Source organism: Arcticibacter eurypsychrophilus (assembly GCF_001730525.1).
In the GTDB taxonomy this organism is placed as follows: Bacteria; Bacteroidota; Bacteroidia; order Sphingobacteriales; family Sphingobacteriaceae; genus Arcticibacter; species Arcticibacter eurypsychrophilus.
In genome coordinates, this window is the sequence record NZ_MDFN01000001.1 from 15540 (window position 1) to 35749 (window position 20210).

General features: G+C 33.0%; 14 protein-coding genes. All 14 read right to left on the minus strand.

The window, feature by feature from the left end; translation table 11 throughout:
- Window positions 1–252 precede the first annotated feature (252 nt).
- The 14 genes from BFL47_RS00100 to BFL47_RS00160 all read right to left on the minus strand — a co-directional run bounded on the left by BFL47_RS00100 (window position 253) and on the right by BFL47_RS00160 (window position 20152).
- Window positions 253–1554 (minus strand): hypothetical protein, encoded by a 1302-nt coding sequence (locus tag BFL47_RS00100; protein WP_170827232.1) that lies wholly within the window; start codon window positions 1552–1554, stop codon window positions 253–255.
- On the minus strand, window positions 1508–1783 hold the full coding sequence (locus BFL47_RS00105) for a hypothetical protein (protein WP_069657761.1): 276 nt from the start codon (window positions 1781–1783) through the stop codon (window positions 1508–1510). Before BFL47_RS00105 ends, BFL47_RS00100 begins: the two co-directional genes overlap by 47 nt.
- A gap of 97 nt (window positions 1784–1880) precedes the next feature.
- Window positions 1881–2723 carry a hypothetical protein gene (locus BFL47_RS00110; RefSeq protein WP_069657762.1) on the minus strand — a complete coding sequence of 281 codons (843 nt, stop codon included), beginning with the start codon at window positions 2721–2723 and terminating at the stop codon, window positions 1881–1883.
- Between the two features lie 623 nt (window positions 2724–3346).
- Window positions 3347–4084 carry a DUF559 domain-containing protein gene (locus tag BFL47_RS00115; RefSeq protein WP_069657763.1) on the minus strand — a complete coding sequence of 246 codons (738 nt, stop codon included), beginning with the start codon at window positions 4082–4084 and terminating at the stop codon, window positions 3347–3349.
- A 700-nt stretch (window positions 4085–4784) separates the two neighbouring features.
- Entirely contained in the window at window positions 4785–6440 is a 1656-nt protein-coding gene (locus BFL47_RS00120) for a hypothetical protein (RefSeq protein ID WP_069657764.1), read from the minus strand.
- A gap of 4 nt (window positions 6441–6444) precedes the next feature.
- Window positions 6445–7575 carry a UvrD-helicase domain-containing protein gene (locus tag BFL47_RS00125; RefSeq protein ID WP_170827233.1) on the minus strand — a complete coding sequence of 377 codons (1131 nt, stop codon included), beginning with the start codon at window positions 7573–7575 and terminating at the stop codon, window positions 6445–6447.
- Window positions 7576–7606: 31 nt separating this feature from the next.
- The gene (locus tag BFL47_RS00130) at window positions 7607–10054 is read right to left on the minus strand and encodes an Hsp70 family protein (protein WP_069657766.1); all 2448 of its coding nucleotides are present in this window, start codon (window positions 10052–10054) and stop codon (window positions 7607–7609) included.
- Window positions 10055–10333: 279 nt separating this feature from the next.
- Window positions 10334–11707, minus strand: coding sequence for a 5-methylcytosine restriction system specificity protein McrC (locus BFL47_RS00135; protein WP_069657767.1), 1374 nt, complete (start codon window positions 11705–11707; stop codon window positions 10334–10336).
- Complete coding sequence (locus BFL47_RS00140; protein WP_069657768.1) at window positions 11707–13668, minus strand: AAA family ATPase; 1962 nt, start codon at window positions 13666–13668, stop codon at window positions 11707–11709. The genes BFL47_RS00135 and BFL47_RS00140 overlap by 1 nt, the downstream gene beginning before the upstream one ends.
- Before the next feature lie 724 nt (window positions 13669–14392).
- On the minus strand, window positions 14393–14575 hold the full coding sequence (locus BFL47_RS19440; RefSeq protein WP_139125720.1) for a transposase: 183 nt from the start codon (window positions 14573–14575) through the stop codon (window positions 14393–14395).
- Between the two features lie 106 nt (window positions 14576–14681).
- Window positions 14682–15029, minus strand: a complete 348-nt coding sequence (gene tnpA / locus BFL47_RS00145) for an IS66 family insertion sequence element accessory protein TnpA (RefSeq protein WP_139125707.1) — start codon at window positions 15027–15029, stop codon at window positions 14682–14684.
- Window positions 15030–15105: 76 nt separating this feature from the next.
- Window positions 15106–15993, minus strand: coding sequence for a hypothetical protein (locus tag BFL47_RS00150; RefSeq protein WP_139125708.1), 888 nt, complete (start codon window positions 15991–15993; stop codon window positions 15106–15108).
- Between the two features lie 152 nt (window positions 15994–16145).
- Window positions 16146–18074, minus strand: coding sequence for an ATP-dependent helicase (locus BFL47_RS00155; RefSeq protein ID WP_069657771.1), 1929 nt, complete (start codon window positions 18072–18074; stop codon window positions 16146–16148).
- Window positions 18056–20152, minus strand: a complete 2097-nt coding sequence (locus tag BFL47_RS00160) for an ATP-dependent nuclease (protein ID WP_069658021.1) — start codon at window positions 20150–20152, stop codon at window positions 18056–18058. Before BFL47_RS00160 ends, BFL47_RS00155 begins: the two co-directional genes overlap by 19 nt.
- Between the last annotated feature and the right edge of the window lie 58 nt (window positions 20153–20210).

Here is a 20210-nt window from a genome sequence, read left to right on the forward strand (position 1 = left end):
AAAGGAGTGGCTTCGATAAACGTTAATTTCACGGGGCCAAAAGAACCAGAAGAGCACGTCCGTCATTATTCAATCGAAGATTTGCACAGGAATCTCTTTTGGCTATAATACACCGAAAGCTGCCAAGAAAAGAATTGCTCGGATTTATCGAAAAAAAAACCACAGCATCAAATTTACCAACTACAAATTATCCAATTTCCGTGAGTTAATTATGAGCCCTGGTAGCAAGAAGAAGATTAGCTAAGTCGCGTTCTATTTGATATTGCCTTTTATGATATCTTCAAAGATTTGATCGATGTAATTTTGCCAAGCCACAAGTAAGCTGTCTTTCATCAGCGGTTTTCCGGTGCTAATGAAAGATTTAGTAAGCCGTTGTTCGATGACTGGATAATCGAGTAGAAGCATAGCTACTGCAACTTTAGCTGTTTCAAGGGAATCTTTCTCCTTTTTATCATTGTACATGATGGTTATTGTTTTGCCAGCGTGGACAAATTCATTACGCTTTAAATATAATTCTGTAAGAATTTCAGATAGTTGTGGAACAGCTACATTCTTAATTTTGACCAAGCGTGGCAATATGGCTGATAAACGTAAACGCTTTTCATTTTTTGTCTGTGTCAGCAGGCTTTCAGCTGATGTCATGATCATCAGCGTAGAGATAGAAGTGTTTTGAATCAGGGCTTCATTAAAGAGTATCAGTGAATTTAGGAATAGCACTCTTAGCTTGTATGTATTTTCCGCCAAGATCATCGTCCTTATAAATTTCAGCAATTTTCTTTGATGACTTTTTTCCGACAGCCAGTTCAGCTTAAAACGCATTACGGGATTGAAGTTTAGTGGTTCATGTCGCTGCCGCCAATTGTCTTTAGCTAAGATGGCGATATGTGAAGCTGGGTGAGTTGATTTTACAAGCGAAGCTATTGAGTTATAAAGACCATGATTTTCTAAATATATTTGCGCATAATAATAGGTAGTTATCGCATAAATAGTAAGCCTCGAAATATTAAGCGCTTTGAAATGAATATTTGTACTTTGCTGTTTTTCCTTGATGCACAATAAGGGGTATCTTAGAAAGTCGGGCGAACGCGATTTTTCGGTATGTTCAAGTATGGATTCTGCATCTGCGAACTTTTTACCGGAGAATTTTGCAATAAGAATTATCTTATCTTTCCTCGCTATGAGATGCGGAATAATCATGTAATTTCCGAACGCAATGACTTCACTGAAGTCGGCTTTTGGTATGGGCACAATAATCACATGATTAGCAATGTTTAATAACAAATTCTTCCTAACGTACTCAATTATCTCTAAAACCTCATTCTCATCGAGATTTTTAGGAGCTGCCATCCGCTTCGTGATCTGACTTTCTAAAATCCAGTGAAACAGATCATCGTCGTAATACTCCTTTATCTCGGAGATTTTTATAATTTCATTCCCTAGATTTTCGTAAGGTTGGTCATAATCAAAATCAAAATCGCCATCTTTAAAACTGGCGAATATATAGGCGTTAAATAACGATGATAAGACTTTCAATTGTTTTGGTGCTATGGTCATAGTTTTCTATAGTAGTCATTAGCACCGTCGGGTGCATCACGATATCTTTATTATTATTGAACTCCAAAATTTCGTAGTCATTGGCAAAATCATTATCAGAAATGATTAAATATGATTTTAGATAAAATTCAAGGTCGTCTTGCTCTGCGATATGAATCGTGGTGTTGCGGTAGAGCTTCACTTTATCTTTGATATCATAAGTACCAGTATGTTCATTGTAGGTAACCAATGCGAACCTATAAGTAATTACGCCGTAATTTAAATTTCAATAAATTCTTAGGTGCTGCCAGAAATTGACGGCTCTACTGGGATGGTTTGCATATTGATTAAATGAATTTCATTACCAATCTGCAAATGGAGTTTACGCAATCCCTGGAGAACTCGGCCAGCCATTTGTCTGCCTCGTTATCAAAGTGTGATTCGCTGTGACCATTCCTTGCATTGGAAATTGCGTTGGTGATTGTCGGAATAAGTGTTAATACGCCTTCAGGATACTTAATACCCTTTTGATCAAAATCATTTTTAAGAAAATCCCTAACCGCTACCGCCAGTTGATTTAACTTATCTAAATCAGCTTTTTCAGGTATTTTTGCGACAATAAAAGCTTTAAATATTCCTTCTAAGCAACTATAAGCATAAGTTAGGGTGAGATTAAAATTGCCGTTTTTGATTGCGGTATCCATTTTATCCAAAGATTCTTTCAGTTTGGACGCATTCCATATCGACTCCGGCAACACTGATAACGGGACAGCACTGGTGCCGAAATTTCTTAAATTATTTAACCCGTCAATATATTCCTTGGGGAACTCCAATAATTGAAAATCATCAATTACCTCGTCAAAAGGGAGTTGTTCGCTTTTATTATTCCAGGCATTAAATAGCTCAATTATTTTGTAAGTAAGGCTAAAAAACAGATTTCGGTTTTGATTATAAACTAAATTGAGCAGAAGTGTAAGTGCATCCTGGCGATCAAACGGCTCATGGTCCATATCGAAAGAAAAAAATGTCCGATCATTTACGGCCTGCTCATAAACCTGACTCCAGATAATGTGCAAGTTCTCCCGAATCATGAATTTGGAAAATTGGTTTGTCTTTAGAAAATAACCAATATGAACGCCATGTAAGTCATTGACCAGTGGTTCTAATATAGATAAGGGTTTAATAGACATATTTTTGTTATTAAAATGGTTAGCCTTTTTTTAGAAGGTACTTGCGAAATTTATTGATGGTATGGCATTGCCGAAGCAGCTTACATGGAACTTCTATTTGGATAAATACTATAGTCCCTTTGGAAATCACGGCTGCTAATCAGCATAATTTTCCATAATAATAATTACTTATAACTTACTTTCCATCATCTTTTTCCTCAGTTTAAATGGTGTATAGCAAGAGGTCGTTAATCTTTATCAATCTTTTAAGATTTTAGATAACCACTAATTAAAAACACGGTCAAAATGTTTAAAAATCAATAAACCTCCTATTTTTGAATCTATGGTCGAAACGCAATTTGTTTGAAATCCTGCAGAAAATAGTCTTTCATAAATTAATACTTCTGGACTATTAACAAATAATATTGTTGATATCCGTTTGTTCGTTCAACATCAAACCAATTTTGTAAGTGAACTATTTTACAGAGTATTCAACCTATTTTCCCAATACATAACACGAATTGATTTACAGTGCTTTACAAGCTTCGTGGTAAAAATAGAGAACAAAATAACTCCTTACAAATTCGGCTCAAAGACCTTAATTCAAAATTCATTATAGATAAACTTCATATTGATTGCATATGCTATTCGAAAAAGTATAACCCATTGTGTTCATACTTCACACGCTCATGCTGTTCTAATTGTCGGACAAATCTATTCTTGCAGTGTTGGCAAGTGTGATTCTTACGGCTCAAATTCCCATATTGATTCAGGCCGCAGTGAATACATCTTACATCTCCCCATTTATATCCGGTTAAAACCGAGCGTACGTCATATTTAATATAGTTATTTCCAGTAACCAACTGCAATCGTTCCTGGATGACATTGTCTATGCTAGTTAAGAAATCGGAAGTAAAAATTTCATTATTGTGGAACTTTACAATTTCCTCATGTACCTCTTTTGAAGTAAAACGCATCACTAACCAATTTGCAGCTTGAAGGTTGGCATCCTTGCGCCGGTCTTTTCTGGTATGTTTGTGTCCATGCGATCTTATCCCATCTACTTCTATAGCTACTTTTACAGGATCCTTTACCGAACCACCGTAAAGCGCGAAATCAATCTCATACTCAATTCCTGGTACACTCATATCATAAATATCAGGAACTAGCACCATTTCACTCGGTCGAATAATGTAGTCATTATGATCACCTGGAAACTGATTAAGGATCAGAAAAAAGGCTTTTTCGATATCACTTTTACTAGGCATTAAAAGGAAATCATCCAGGTGGGTTAATAAATGATCTTGTATACCTGAGTCATCATGTTTCAGATCGTATTCAATCTGATCCCGCAGGGATTGTATGTAGGGCTTTAAATCCATTTAACGAATCGTGTTAATTTTCAACTATTGATTGTGATACTATTTTTTCCAGTAATTCTGAATATATTTAAGAAAATGCTGAGTATGGCACTTCAGTAACGTTGAATAATGAGATGTCTGAAGATCCTGGCGGCAACTGCGAGTATATTCGGTTGTTTGCGTTACTAGGCAGGCCTATTTCCCAACACAATATCTAACTTCAATTTGAATAACAACGATTTACCGATAGTATAATGTGCTGGAGGTGTACATTATATTTACTATGTGAGCACCCAAGTATCAATAGGGTGTATTCGGTCAAGCGTCGCTGTTTACTCAACGAAACCTCGACGAACTTATCCCCTTTAGCACCTGAAATATACTGCCAATAACGCAGGTCGACTTTCAGCGATGTCGAGATCCTAACCATGGCGTCCAACTCCTCCCCAGAAGCACTGATGGCGTCACAATTAATAGCGATCGTACTTTAAGCTCCCTAAATCAAAAGGCGTAATCCAAAAGTTACCCTAAAGCCTCTCGAATGTTTTCCCTTACACTACTTCCAGTCTTCACCTCTATGATGCTTGTTTTTCCATCGCTTTCTAAAAGACCTCCTCCATAAAGTTAAGAGATTCCAAAACCTTTCTTACTTGATTAATTTATTCCCAACTTTACAATTAGTAATGTAGTAAAGTTTTAATTGCAGATCGATTATAATTCGTCAATTTTTATCACCAGAATCATACATGTTAATTTGATGCTGTTGATTATTAAGGAGAGTAAGTTTAGAATCTTTAAAACTGAAATATTTATCATAATTTAATTGTAAAAATATCAATATTTCAGGCTTTTTGACACTTTTATCATTGTGTGATACCCTTTGATAAAGCTTTGTAATTGGCCCTAAATGCGGTTTTTTTAACTCTAAAGTACCATTCTGTAAATTGGTGATAATGTACTTCAATACTATATCCTCTGGATGCTCCTTTAAAATATATTCATGAACCGATGAAGAACCTAAAGCCTCTGATTCTACATCATTTTCTTCGTTTAATATTTCGTTCTGTACAATTTCCTCAATTTTCTCAATTTGAGGAAATGGATTGACATTTGCTAAATCATGTATGTTTTTATCTAATTCTTCATTAATATTAATTTTTCCATCAGACTCTACACTGGAACCTAAATCCCTCCCTTCATGAACTAAACCGGAATCATTAAATTCACCTTCATAATCGGAAGGAAAATCAATAAAATCTTTTTTCAGAAACCCATCAACAATTGGCTGTAGATTAGTTTTAATATCAACCTTAGTTAAATCAGTTTCTTGAATTGTTCTCTGTCCTGATGTTAACGTATCATCATCTATAATTTTAGTCTTATAGATCTTAACTTCTTTTAGGTTATATAAATCATAATAGAATTTTTTATAGCCAAAATAATAACCAATAAGATTTAACGATTGTAAAAGTTCCCTTACATACATGTTTCGAGTGCAACTATATTCAACAATCACCTCTATATTTGTATCAGAAAGATTGTCTTTGTTCAACAACAAATTTTTAAAGTATAAGAAATAAAGTGCTGTTATATAATCTTTGCTCCCATCAGCTGATGTCAACTTATCCTTCAAGCCCGCTGTCTTCTCATTACTTTCTTCCAATAACGGGATCATTTTCGAAAGTTGTTTTTTATCCTCAAAAAACAATCTATTTTCCTGCAAATAGCTATGTAGTTTACTGCCTTTAAATGATGGACGACCGTTGTAATGGGCCAATATTTGTCCTACATCGTAGAAATACCCGAAATCATTATTAGGAAAAAATTCATCCCTATCATACAATAAAAGATTTTCATAAAAATGTGTCCCACTATGAGAAAAAGATTTTTTACCATTAATTTTCAACTCTATTAAATGATCAAGTGAGAAACTAATGTCAGTCGGGCAATATACTTTATTCGAAAAATACTTTTCAAAAAGCTTCCTTATTGCATCCGCACCTCTTTTATGTTCCTGAATGTCTACATAATTTTGATAATCTTCATAGGCCTCTTCAAAAATTGCATCTTCAAATTTAAAACCAATGTCAAACTTTAACTCGTATGAATGTTTAGCAGCTCTAGTGAGAGGATAGATTTTTAATGCTTGACTAATCCTTAAATCATTAGCTTTTCCAATCTCATCACCAACTTCAATTACTATATATGCTTCGTCACTCTCAAAAAAGGGACAATCTTCTTTGAAAATTTGAAGTAAATAATTTTTGAGAGCATTCAAATCAACTCCACTGAAGCTTGGAATGTATTTCAAAGGAATTTCCCCGAACCTAATCAATGATGCAAATTCAGTCTTTGATAACAATAAATACAGTTTCATAATTTTAAAAATCGAAGTCAAAATCACCTTCTTTATTGGATAATTTTGTAGTAGTTAAATCTATAGATTGACAACTTGACTTGAATTTACTTACTAATGAATGTAGGTAATCACTATATGTAATAAACAAATTCTCATTACTTCTTGTCATTGCTACCATCAATAAAGTATCAGCATTGGATCTAGCAATACTCGTGCTATTGGATAGAAAGGGTAAAAAAACATTTGCAAAATCCATCCCTTTAGCACTATGATAAGTCATAATTATTGTATTTTTTTTCATGGCAGCATTTGAAAATGACCCATAACTATTGCCTACATATTCGAGTTTAACACCTTGCTTTAATAAATGGCTATTAAGAGAGCCATAGTCGAAACTTCCCCAATTATTTTTCCTTACTTCCCATAAAGGTTTATTTAATTTTTTCAAAACCCCATTCGCAAAATCAATTATATATTCATGCTTAGGTAATAGAATTGCAGAGGAGTAACCCTCTGAACTTGCTTCACTTGACTGCTCATATACATACTTAATCTCCTCTTCTTTACTCAAAGCTTTGACTAGTCTGATCGTTACATCCTTTTTACTCATATCACGCTTTGCGCTAAAGATATCTAATCGAGGCATCAATGATGATACTGCTGACATGATTGATCGGGTAAGTCTGTATATTCGCGTTAAAATAAAGGGCCGCGCTGATAATATCCCTTCAGCCTCTAATTCTGTAACAGTATTATCATATATTGACTGATTAACATCTCCGGCTACTATAACGTTATTACAACGATTTTTCATACTAGTCAAAACATCTGCCGGCAAATCCTGAACTTCATCTACCAAAATATAATCATAAGTATTGCTATCTTTCATAAACTGGTAATGAGTCATAACAGGAATTTCTCCTAATCCGATATCCTTCATCCCCTGTTTAAACATATCGATTAACGAATAAGTATAAACTACAACCGCTATTCTAGAATTTTTATTCTCACTAAGTTTTTTTCTAACAACATGTACAAGCATGACAGATTTACCACATCCAGCGAAACCCTTTACCCAAATATTTCCTTTCTTGTTTATTTCATCATCTACGAAACGCTTCTGATCATCATCAAGCTGTTCGTATCTTACCATCCATGACATAGTTTAATTTTGCTAGTATTATTTAAAAGGAATTTAGTTTTTTATTATTTACAGCTTGAGACAAATTTTCGCTATTATATATCGCGTTAGTCTCCTTATTCGGCTCGGCGTCTTCAATCTCTTTTGATAATTCAGATTTACCTAAATAAGCCGCACAGGATGAAAACCAGCTATAATCCCAAGAGTGTAGATCTTTGTCAGAATAACGCTTTTTCCAAGATTCAAACGCCTCATCAATTAATAAACCACCCTTTACCTTCTCACCATTACTTATTAGAAATCTACCGAAATTGAATTTAATAACTTCATCATTAGAATCTAAATTAAACGCTTGTTGAATGAATTTCCCATATTCGATTGCATTATTATTTTTAAAATGCATAGCAATATTAAATGCAACGTTAGCGCTAGGAAACTTATCGAAATGCTTTTTATAAAACTTAATAGCCTTATCTTCCTTACCAGCTTTGCTATAATGCAATCCAATATTATTGAGATTTCCGTTTCCCGGAAACAGTTCTTCCAGTAGTTCTAAAGTTTCTGCAGCTTTGAACTCCCTACCCAAAGTTTCATATATCGTATGTAATTTTCGTAACGAAATCAAAGTAGGCTCTCCACCATTTCTTTCTGATTCTAGATTGAAATCTCGCTCGGCTTTATGCACAATACGGTCCTCTGTGCTCAATTCTTTGTTCGCAAAAGGACTTAGTGGCTCAACCATTATCTTATGATCCCCACAAACGGCCCTAATTTGAAGAATTTTATCTGCATTGATTTCTAACTCTAATCTAATCCTATCAGATGATATAAAATTAGTGCCATCATCCTTGTGCATCTTTATATTGTATAGTATTTTGTTCTTATTTCCAACACAAATAGGCAGCTCAATCACATTTTGGTTATCCCTCTGCACGGTAAGATTATCTATCACGTTAATGTCAGACGGTATTAATGTACCAGCTTCAATAATTGGAGTAACAATTTCCCTATAATCATCCTTATTTATTAGTAATATAGGTTCACTTGTTATTGGCTGAATAATATTCTTTCCATAGCCGTTTAGTACAAGACTATGTATTGCGGCTCCAATTGAGACATGTGCCTGCAAATCTTTCGGTAAAAGAATAGTAGATTCTTTGAAAAAATCCTTCACCGCATATTGAATAAAAGGATTCTTTGAACTTCCTCCAATAAATAAAATATAATCTATATCTACCGGCTTCAATTTTGCTTTTTTTAATGCAGAATTAATCGGATTAAAAATGGAAATAAATTCGTATTCTTTTTCGATCTTGTTAGTAGGAGTCTTTTCTTTAATATTTGTAAAGATTGCATTTACTTTCACAAAATCTCTGATTGACATTTCGGGACCTTTTAAAACCAGTATTCCCTTGGAGGTATGAATTTCAATTTCTTTATTCCATGAAACTTTGAAGTCTTGATTTTTCAAATCCACAAGAGAACTGCTATCTTCTTTTAATGACATAGCCTCACATAACTGAATTTTTAATCGCTCAGCAGCAGCTAGCAGATTAGGTATAATCAACTCTTTGAGTTCTCTTGTTCGGAAGTCCTCTTCATTTAAAAAACTATTTTCAAACAATTTAGGAAGTAAAACATCAATGGCTATTAGTTTATCCACATCATCACCACCTAGTTTATCAAACTTTGATATAGCAATATTTTTTGAATAAACACCATGAACATCTTGTCCAATCTCTAAGATTGAAATATCACAGGTGCCTGCGCCAAAATCAAAAACTAAAACATTAGGGTAATAATTTTCTGGTAATTTTATAACATTATTATTATCATAAGTTGAGCTCAATACATAACTTAAAAATGCGGCATTAGGTTCATCAATTAGCGATTGCCTATTAAGCATAATTCCATTAGCTTCAATACTACTTATTAAATCTTTACGTTGATTCGCCTCAAATGAGGCAGGAATACTGATGGCGTATTCAATATTTTTAGGCAAGTGCTTTTCATCAACATACCTATCAACATGAGTTTTCAAATATCTAAAAAACAGTTTGGTAACATCTGTAGGATTTTGTAGCGTTGGACCAGGATTATCCTTACCTAATTCACTATTGGGGTATTTACACCCTACATCTTCCCCCAATTCCATTTTGAAAGAATGCCATACATTCTTTCCGTACTTCAATTTGTATTTCAATTTCTTTGCACCTTCTCCTATTAACAATTTATTATTATACCAAGCAACAACCGATGGTATACGATAAAAGGAATATGTGGTACCGTCATCTAATTTTTGATTTATATCAATTGATTTGGCGATGATTTCATTCGTATTTTTATCTAACATAGCAATACTTACTACTGTTGTAGATGTTCCAAAATCAATACCGACGAAAGTCTTATTATGTATGTTATCTCTAAGGATATTCAAGTCACTATCACTTTTTATTGGTAATAGATTCTTAATGGTCAGTTCTTTACTCATAATACCATTAATTAAAAGTCGAATTTAATTGAGCCCACACAGTTTCATAAGTTAGTTTCATAATAAAAAGTTTAAAGGTTTTGATAAAATTTAGCAAACGTTCAGATTACACTTAATTAGAAGGTAAATAGTTCTTCATACCATAGTTCATACTAAAAAAGATGCGTCCATTAGTGTTCAGGTATCAACATTCTTCATTTCAAAGATACAATTAGATCTATAAAAAAACATACTAGCTCATTTTTAAACGCTTATGATATCAATAAAATGATTATTAACCTATTTAACAGGTAACTTAATTCCGATCTTATACACTCTACGGTAACCTTTGACTGTATTTTCTGGGGATGTTAGCTCCCCCACTTTAAAACTTTCCAGATCATATCCATTTTGAATATCGGGATAAATAATCAAGCAATCGATCAGTCTATCTTCCTCAAGACCTAAAGCTTTAAATATTTTATCTAACCGCGCATATCCTGATACTTGCCTAATATCATTATGGTCTTTACCATAAATGTATAATGGTTTATATTTTGCATCAATTACCATTTTAACAGAACCAGAATTGACAAGAAAATCAAGCTCGTTTCCATATGTTTTGGTGTGATAATTAAGGTCGTTCTTGTTTGGAAAGCGATTTCTAAGAAAATTATAAGTATAGAGCTCAAACAACTTTGGCATATCTATCCAATAAGGAGGGGTCGTTAGCTGTTGCTTGTTAGTATTCGTTATAGAATAAGCGTATCTTTTTAAGATTAGCTTAGCTTGTTTAATAGCATCTTTATACTCAGCAAAAAAAGGATTTGGTATATGATCTTTTACTTCCAGTATATTAACTTCATTTGAAACAGCATCAAAAGCTGGCCTGCAATAATTAAGTAAATTTTCAAAATGGTCAATGGAATCATTAAAAACTTTTTTATGATTATCAATATAGGCATGTGAAAACTGTAGTGCCTTCTTTAGTAATCGGTTTTCAAAACTATCAATACCAAATTCTTCAAACTGACACAATGTAGTGGTAAATTTGTTCTTAAAAACGTTCTGCTTTAGGTTTTGCCCTATTAGTACCTTACCTTTTATTTTACAATTGAGATTTTGGCTAACCTTGTAATACGATTTTTTTAATCCCTTAGCTACAAGCCTCTTTAAAGTATTCAAGAACTGAACAATTAATAATGGACTTAGCCAGTCATGCTCTTGGTTGATAGGAACCTCTTTTGCATTCCAGTTAATGTAAATCAGTTTATCGATTTCCTTATAAAGAAAATCAACTGAAATACATTGATTTAGCATAGCTATATAATCAATTGCAACGTTAGCTCCATTGTCATGATTATTCTTAAGACCTTCATCTACATCAATTTCTTCATCACCATTTTCCGCTAACTCCCCTTTAATAACCTCTATCCTTGTATCTAATTTAGGCGCTACTACAATTGAGCAATCACCTTCAATGAGCCAATCAACACCAATGTAATAACCTACTTCAATTTTAATATATTCTTTTAACTGCGTAGATTTATAACAATGCAAATTAGGGTTTGAGCCAAAAAACCGATTGGTAATTTTTTCAGGATTACTAAAACTATCCAACGTAATCTGATTCGCCAAATGTTCCCAATAATCAAACTGCTTAACTTTATTCATTAAGGAAACATATTTTTAATAGATTCAATTTTTTCCCTTAATTCTGAAGACTCTTTTAGCACACCATCTTTAATGTATTCTTCCAAAACAGGAATAATTTCATACTTTAAGCGCAGAGCAGTATTTGCTTCCGGATTTTTAATGAAATAACTATGCCCAAGCCATACGTCCTGAGGCCTAAATTCTGAAGATAGATATTGTGAAGGTTCAAGCTTTGCAGAATAAGGATCAATAACAAATAGCTTAGATACCTCAAAAAACAAATCAGTTTCAAATGGAACATTCTCTAACTTTTCTGGAAGAACATCAACAAATGCAAATCGTCTTCTTATTGCATAGTCAATATGGCCAACACTTCGATCTGCAGTATTCATAGTGCCAATTATGAATAAATTAGGTGGTAATATTATTTTCTTGTTACCATCTACTTCATACATACTGTCTACCTCTTCACCTCTATATTCTAAAGCATAAATTAATTCTCCCAAAACAGATGAAAGATTAGCTCTATTGATTTCATCAATAATTAAAACATAATTTTTCAAGGCAGTTTTCTCTTCCAGTTTGCGAGTATCAATTTCCGCCTTGCTTGAAGTAACAAATTCATTAAACTTTTCAACAGTATTAAAAAAGTATACAGCATGCTGTTTTGTTAAGGCTTCTAAACCCTCAACATTTTCCATATCGGCCCTTATTTTTACTTCAGCGAGAATTAACTTTTCAAGCTCAGAAAACTTCATATTTAGTCCTTTTTCATGAGCTACCCAGTTATCCCCCTTATACTTAAATCTAAGTTCGTCGCATTCAAAAAGGTAAACATTTTCTGTTAAAGAATATTTATGGTTTTCATTATTTGAAATCACATCATTGACATGTTCAATAAATCTATCTAGATCGCTTCTTGCTTGAATTATTTTTTTTGATTCATCTTTTTGGGATTGGCTTAACTTGTAATTTTCTAAAGCTTCAATCGCTAACTTTGCAAGTAAATTATTTCTACCTTCATATAATATCCCATCACCATCTAAATTTGGAACAGCCACAATACCCCTTACGAAATCCTCATAAGTGTATGAAGGATGAAACTGGATCAATTTATATGAATCAGATGATTCAATATTATTGGTTGTCAATCCTATGTTATCGTAAATATATTTTGCTACCGCTGCGCTATAAGGATGCAGTTGATTTTTTTGTTCCCCTTTAACACTCCATCTTTTACTTTTGTACCATTCAATAATTTCCTTAAAGTTAGGAGAGTAAAAAGAGGTACCTACTTTTAATTTGACATTATTATCTGTTATCTCCTCAATCACGTAGGTAGCTTTCTCTGCAACACTTTGAAATTGATCTCCAACCTTTAAATGCTTTTTGATATCTACGGCAGAAATAGTATCAGGTTTTTTAGCAGAAACTTGTTGGTGATTAACAAGTGCACTTGCTATTTCTTTCGCAAGTCTTGTTTTTCCAGTCCCCGGAGGACCCTGCAATATAATCTGTTTTTTGTATTTCAACAGTTCAACAATATTGTCTAATTTCTTCATTTCTAATTTCTTATTCACTCTTTGAATCCATTTTTTCGCAAAAGAACTGTCACTAATACTAGCAAAGGATGCTAGCTGAAATATGCCGTCTATTTTCCTTCCTAACTCTTGTTGTACATTATCAGTGAACCATTCTACAACTTCAACTTTTCTTCTATTTGAAAACCAGTCTAATTCCCAATTAGGATTTTTTACAAATTCTGCATTTCCTGTAATCCTAACTAAGGCCAGAGGTCCATTACTTCTAACGATTACGTAGTTTCCAATCTTAAGTTCATCTTTGAACTGACGTATTTGCGCTTCTCCCTCCTTCCACTCACCAATACCTATATAACTGGTTTTTTCTAGAACTTCTTTTATTTTATTAGGTCCCCAAGTTTTATCATTAGGATGCAATTGAATATGCCAAACACTCATATTTATTTTTAATTAATTATCGAATAATATTTCTTAATCTATCTAGAGGCTATAAATTATAACTTGCTTCCAAGTATTTTTCTTGTTTCTGGTAATAATATAATCCTACTCGTTAGCAGTAAGCGCTTGGTAGGTTTAAATTACACCAATTGTCAAAATGGCTACTGGTAACAATTATGTCAATATGAATATTGATGATATAAGGTAAAGTATTGAAGCAACAACATGGCTAAGAAACAAAACCAATAGATATTCCTAGAAAAAGTAGTGATAAGACACTAATGGATTTGAAGATTGAGTTCATGAACTGCGGTTTAGATTCGCAAAGTACATTTTTTATGCAGTTAAAAAAAATATATTTCTTTTCTAATACTTAATATAAGCTTTCAAGCAATGATCGACAGTTTGAGCAATGTTTAACTAAAGAGAAGGCAAAGCAATCACAACATTATTCAACCATTAGACAATGATCCATCCACCGAATTAAACCTCATATTATCAATAATTAAACAAGATTTGTCTGGATATATACCCGGATCTATGTATTAAAGGCGAGCATGTAGTGGATATTCTAGACAGACTGAAGGAAGAATGCGAATCTGTACCAGAAAAAATACAAGTGGACATTGGAAGTGAATTCATCTTTAAAGTATTAGATGTAGATATCGGCGATACCGGGGCCAAGGGTATCGCTTGAAGGTTGTTCTTCCTCACTTTGGGTGGGTTAGACAGGAGTTAACACTAGCCGTCGTTTCAGTGGATCGAAACTAGCTCTTCCATACATCTGACGCTTTAATGTCTTTAACCTGTTGACGTTTCCTTCAAACGGACCATTAATCCAGCGTTTGTTGAATGCATTTTTTACAGCATCAAAGTCAGACAAAAGACCTTTTGCAAAACCAGCTATCTCTTTACTATTGAATCAATGGCAAGCTTAATCCACTTGTAAATCCTATCACCGTTCTTCTCTGTCATTAATAATTAAAATGCTGTAATCAGAGTCAAAGACTACGCTATTTTGGAAGATTGATCACACAGTCCTTTGAGCAAGCAAAACTTCGTATAACACTTTTTTGAATAAATTCAGGATCTATAGCACCATAAAACTTAATAGGATTCCTGTGGGACTGATCAGTTCTATCACTGGATGAACGGATGAACGGATCGCTGCGCTGAATTCCCCCCACTTTCATAGAAACAAAACCTTGTTTAGATTTCTCGGAAGGACGTGCTTTACGTGCCCAATAATTGAATTTAATGAAATTGATGCCTTTTTCCTGACAATAGCCGATCTGGCTTAAGCCGATATGGTGCCAATCGTTTACGTGGCGTGACATCTCTGATTGTAATTCCTGGTTCATGCTCCTGATTGTTTTATTTTCATAAGCGAATCTAGAAACTTAGATAATCTGACAGGGAACGGTTTTTACCAAAAACTTAGCGCTTAAGTAGATTTTTCACATCAAACTCAATGATAAGTTTTGAATTTATGAATTCAACCTTAAGTCTTTTAAGCGATCGAATATTCATTGTTAGTTCTGCTATTTCATCTTCAATTTCGCCAATTTTTTGAACGTCAAATTTATCCTCCTCATAAACTATCAATAAAACGGGCACAGGTGTTCTCAGTAAATTTCTTTTGTAATAAGACACCACACTTTTTAGCTTCATCAACACCTGAGCAACGTTTGCCGGCAATATTGCGCCCCTAAAATATTTAATCTCAACTATGCGATCGAGATATCCGCTTGCTGTTGCTTTTAGTAAAACATCCACTTCAAACCGATTACCTAAACGTTGTTGTGCAAGTATTCTATAATTGGGGCTGTTATAGGCTTCAAACCTAGCAATTACATCTTCCTCCACTTTTAAATAATGAAAAATAATTGATTCATCAACTGATTTTGTGATTTTATTTATTTCATTACCCGCTTCCAGTTCATCTTTTACTTTTTCAACTACTTGCACCGGAGTTAAAGCCTTAATCTCCAAACCCAACTTTTCAATTTCCTTTTTAAATTTTTCATTTATCACAGCTTGCCACTTAGCCCACCTGATTAAGCCTTTTATTAATGAAAATGTGCCAACACCAAAGATTACGATGCAAATTCCCAAAACGTATTTTTGTATGAACAAAACTTTGTCAATTTTATCGGTTATTAGGTATTGAACGGCTGGTTGATATTTATGTATTGCCATAGCCTCTACATACAGCCCAAAATCCTCTTTTAAATAAAGATAAGGGGCTAAAAAACTAATAGCAATCAACGCAATTCCAATTGAAACTAGGAACTTATTTATATCACCGTATTCAACTTTTTCCATAAGAGTTTTTTTGGCTTCGAAGCCTATAAAGATAATTAGAATCACATTTACTTTAGTCCTATCTCTAATACATAGAACTAAGCACCTTTCCTCCCAGTACAAAAAACAAAGCAATACTGATTATTAGATAGCTATCATAACTAATGCAAAAATTAGATTTCAATTACGTTACCATTAGAAAACCACTCTTTTGCTTTTTCTATTACCTGTGCATCTGGATTGTGGTAGTATACCGCTAGATTCTTTTTTGCTCTGGTACAACAGACATAAAATATTTTTTGAGTTCTTTCTAATACAGTCGCCAAACCCGTTTCTAAAAAAAGATTTCCGAAATTATAATTATTCCAACCACCATTGTCCAGAATAACCAAAACATTATCAAATTCAGCACCTTTAGTTTTATGTTGTGTTGAAAATGGCGTTTGCCCTTCTAAATATTCAAATAACTTTTGAAATTCACTAAATCTGACATCTTTTACACGATTGTAGAGATATCCTTTCTTCTCTTTGAAATCAATGAGTTTGTCATCAATAATACAAATGCCTTTCTCGTTGGCATCAGTAATTACTTCTTCTATTGTTTTATCGCCAACTTTTACAAGGCTATCAATATTTTCTCTTAGTGTTCTTTTACTTGCTATACTTATTATATTATAACGATAGTCAGTGGCTCTTAGAAACTCATTATACTTTCTATTTTTATACAGAGAAATATTAATTTGAATTTTAAATAGATGCTTTATTAGATTATCTCTTTTAGAACCCTTCTTATTGCCATCATCTTCATCATTTTTTTTATCATCAAGTAACTGGTCTTTATCTACATACATTTTAGAAAATTCAGAGTATTTTAACGATTTTGCATATTCAAATAATTCTGCATTAATACCAATAAACGCCCGCATTGTATTAGTAGGACTAACAGCATTCATCTCTCTACCACTTTTGCCTGACTGCAATATTTGAATTACCTCACCGAATGTGTTTTCTGAAAAATCAGTCGGAAGAGCATTCTCTTTTATGAATTTTTTAATTCTATCTCTAAAACCTATTATCTGGTCTTTATCGTAAATATCCATTAACGTTCTGAACCCTGCTTTGCCTGCTATTAAATTATGAGTGAGGTTTAATTCTTTTGTCTCTTTTGAATTATGGAAATCCCAATCATAATTCTCTTTTAAGAATTCCTCAACCTTATTAATATTACCATCAGTAGAATGCAAAAACAATACACTTCCCTGCTTTACAACACCTCCAAACATATTGGGTGCATTTGGGTCGGTAGAAGGTTCTTGTATAATACCATCTGTACGGAGTTTATTAGCTAAATTTATTACTAGTTGAGGGTTTCTTCTGTTCTGTGTCTTTGAAATTTCATTTACAGTACCTGCATCGTCTCCTTTGTACTCATTTAAATTTCCAATCCCATCTTCATAAATTGATTGCATTGCATCGCCAAAAAAGCCGATAACATTTCTCCTTTCGCTTTTCTTAAAGTGATTGAGAAATGTATCCACAACAGTTTTACTGGTATCCTGGTATTCATCAATAAATATGAACTTATATTTATCCTTTACAATACTGCTAAGTTTGGGGTAATTCTTAAAAAGGTAGTTTGCAACTATAAGCAATTCATCGTGGGAAATTATTCCTTCACGCAACCGCATAAACTCTTTGTATTGTATACCATCTGGTAAGTTGTCGAAGAAATTATCAGGAACAGAATTTAGATTATCAATTAATATCTTGCTAACGTCTTCAGTATTCGCTAATGAAATGATTGCTTCTTTAAGTTCTTTTTGAAAGTGCTTTATACTATCCCATAAGAAGTCATGAATTGTAGATACATTTAGGTTCTTATGATTTACTCTTTCTTCAATTTCTTTCACTGCTGAATTGGTATATGTCATACAAGCTACCTTTGCTGTCGAATTTTCAGCTAGTACCTGACGAATAACACTTACCAGTGAATAGGTCTTACCACTTCCTGCACCGCCACTTAAAAGAAAGTTTCTTCCAGCATCAATTGATTCGAAGATTTTCTGTACTTCGGGTTCCAAGTTTAATCTTCCTTCAACCATAATAAACCATTTTTGATGTATGAAGGAATATTCCAATTACTAAATTCTTTATCACTATGATATAAAATATCTAATGCAAAATGAGTTTTCTTTTTTATACACGAACTTGCTAATAAATAAGCATTACTTACAACGTCATCAAATAACTTTCGGTTTTGTAGCCCTTGAAATTCATCTTTATTACCATTTACAAATGCACGATTAATATGAATAAATGCATCTTCAAAACTCCTAGCATTATACTTTTCGTCGTTTTCGTTTAATTCGTCCTGCTGATAGCATATACAAACAGAAGAGCCTCCCACAATAATAATTCTGTTGGCTATGGGTAATGCCATCAAGTCGTTCCAAGCAATTTCTTTTAAAAAATGATTAATCGCTGAATTACTTGTTTTTGTTCCTTCAACAACAGGACAAGCTCCCCAAACATCTTGCCCTTTGTCATCTTGTTTTAATACTTTAATTGCATCGATATCTGTTAAAATCAAAGATTTAACACCTAAAAAATCGATAAATTTCTCAAAGATTTGAGAGTACGCTCCTACTTCAATTATGGATATATTTTGAGATAATAGCGGCAGAAAAGTGTCTTCGTTACCTTCTGCTTTTAAACGAGTTTCTTCCTCTAAATCTACTTTCCGCATAAAGGTTGGTATCAATATTCTTTCAGTATCCCCCTCAATAAGAACCGCCTTATCAGCAAAGAAAATTTCAGCCCTGCTAATAGTTAAATACTGCTTTAAGAATTGATATTGTTTTGGATCAGTATCATATTGCTTTCTTAAATCAGACAAATTTTTTGCAACAACATTATTTTTGTTTTCTGCTTTTAAATATTTGATATCATTGAAATCACTATCAGCAACAATGTGAGATGAATGTGTTGTTATTATGTATTGAAGTGGTCGATTTATTCCATCCTCTCGTTTTACACCTTCACCAAGCAATTTTTTTATATTTTTTATAAAAATATATTGCATTTGTGGATGAGTGTGTGCTTCCGGTTCTTCTATAATGAGCAAATTTATATCTGCTGGCTTTTTTTCTTTGTCTCTTTTGAAATCTTGCACGAGAATTTCGATTTCAAAAATCATACTTATCAGATTCATATACCCTAAACCATTATAGTGTTCTGGTAGCTTATGGTCATCATGGGTATATACTACAGTTGTGTTACCTTCAAGTAATTCCCTATGTTGTAATGTTGAAATAATTGCTATATCCGTATCATTAAGCTTGATCCCCCCAAAATCTTGTACTTTTTTAATTACATCACTGAACAAGTCTTTGTATATATTGCTTAATGTACTATCAGTTTCTGAAAGTTGGTCTTTGAAATTTTCAGTAGCATGATTTTTTTCGGCGTTATCTTCTTGTTTTTTATAAAGGTTGGATGTATGCTTAGACAATGTATTTTCCTTTTCTTTATTAGTTACATCTCGTCTTGCACTAATATATTTGAAGCCTAAAATATCTTTAATACTAATCCCTTCACTTTCAAGGTCTATGAAGTTTGCATCATTAGCTTTATTAGAAGCCACATCGTATTCAATAGATAGTTTATGAGTAAAAAAATAATTTTCTAACTCTTTCCTTAAAAAATCATTTAGATTACCAGGTTTGCTTTTCTTTCCGTCATCAACTTTTATCTTTTCTTTTGTTGTATATATTGCAAAGTCAGCTCTAAACTTCAGGAAGTCATTATAGCTTACTGTGTATTCAAACCCCAACACAATCTTATTGTTTTCAGGGTCTAAATCCATTAATACTCTACTAACATTTGATAAATCATCTTTTTCGTTGTATTCAATAAACACCTTTAGCTTGATACCTTTAGGTGTAAATACTTCAGGAATAACCTCAGATTTTATCAGACCTTCTAGTTCGTTTTTAAAGTCTATATTCAAATCATCATAAGAAAATTTACTTTTCTCATTCAAAAATTTGTCGAGAACAGCAAGGATAGATGTCTTTCCAGTGTTATTTTTTCCAATGACCAAAGAAAGTTCTTCTTCCAAATCCATAGAAAAATCTTTTAACAATCTAAAATTCGTAATTGTAAGTTGCGTTATTTTCATAAATTGAATAGAATTTTTTGAACTTGACTTAGAAAATATGTTAATGAGAAAAGAGGTA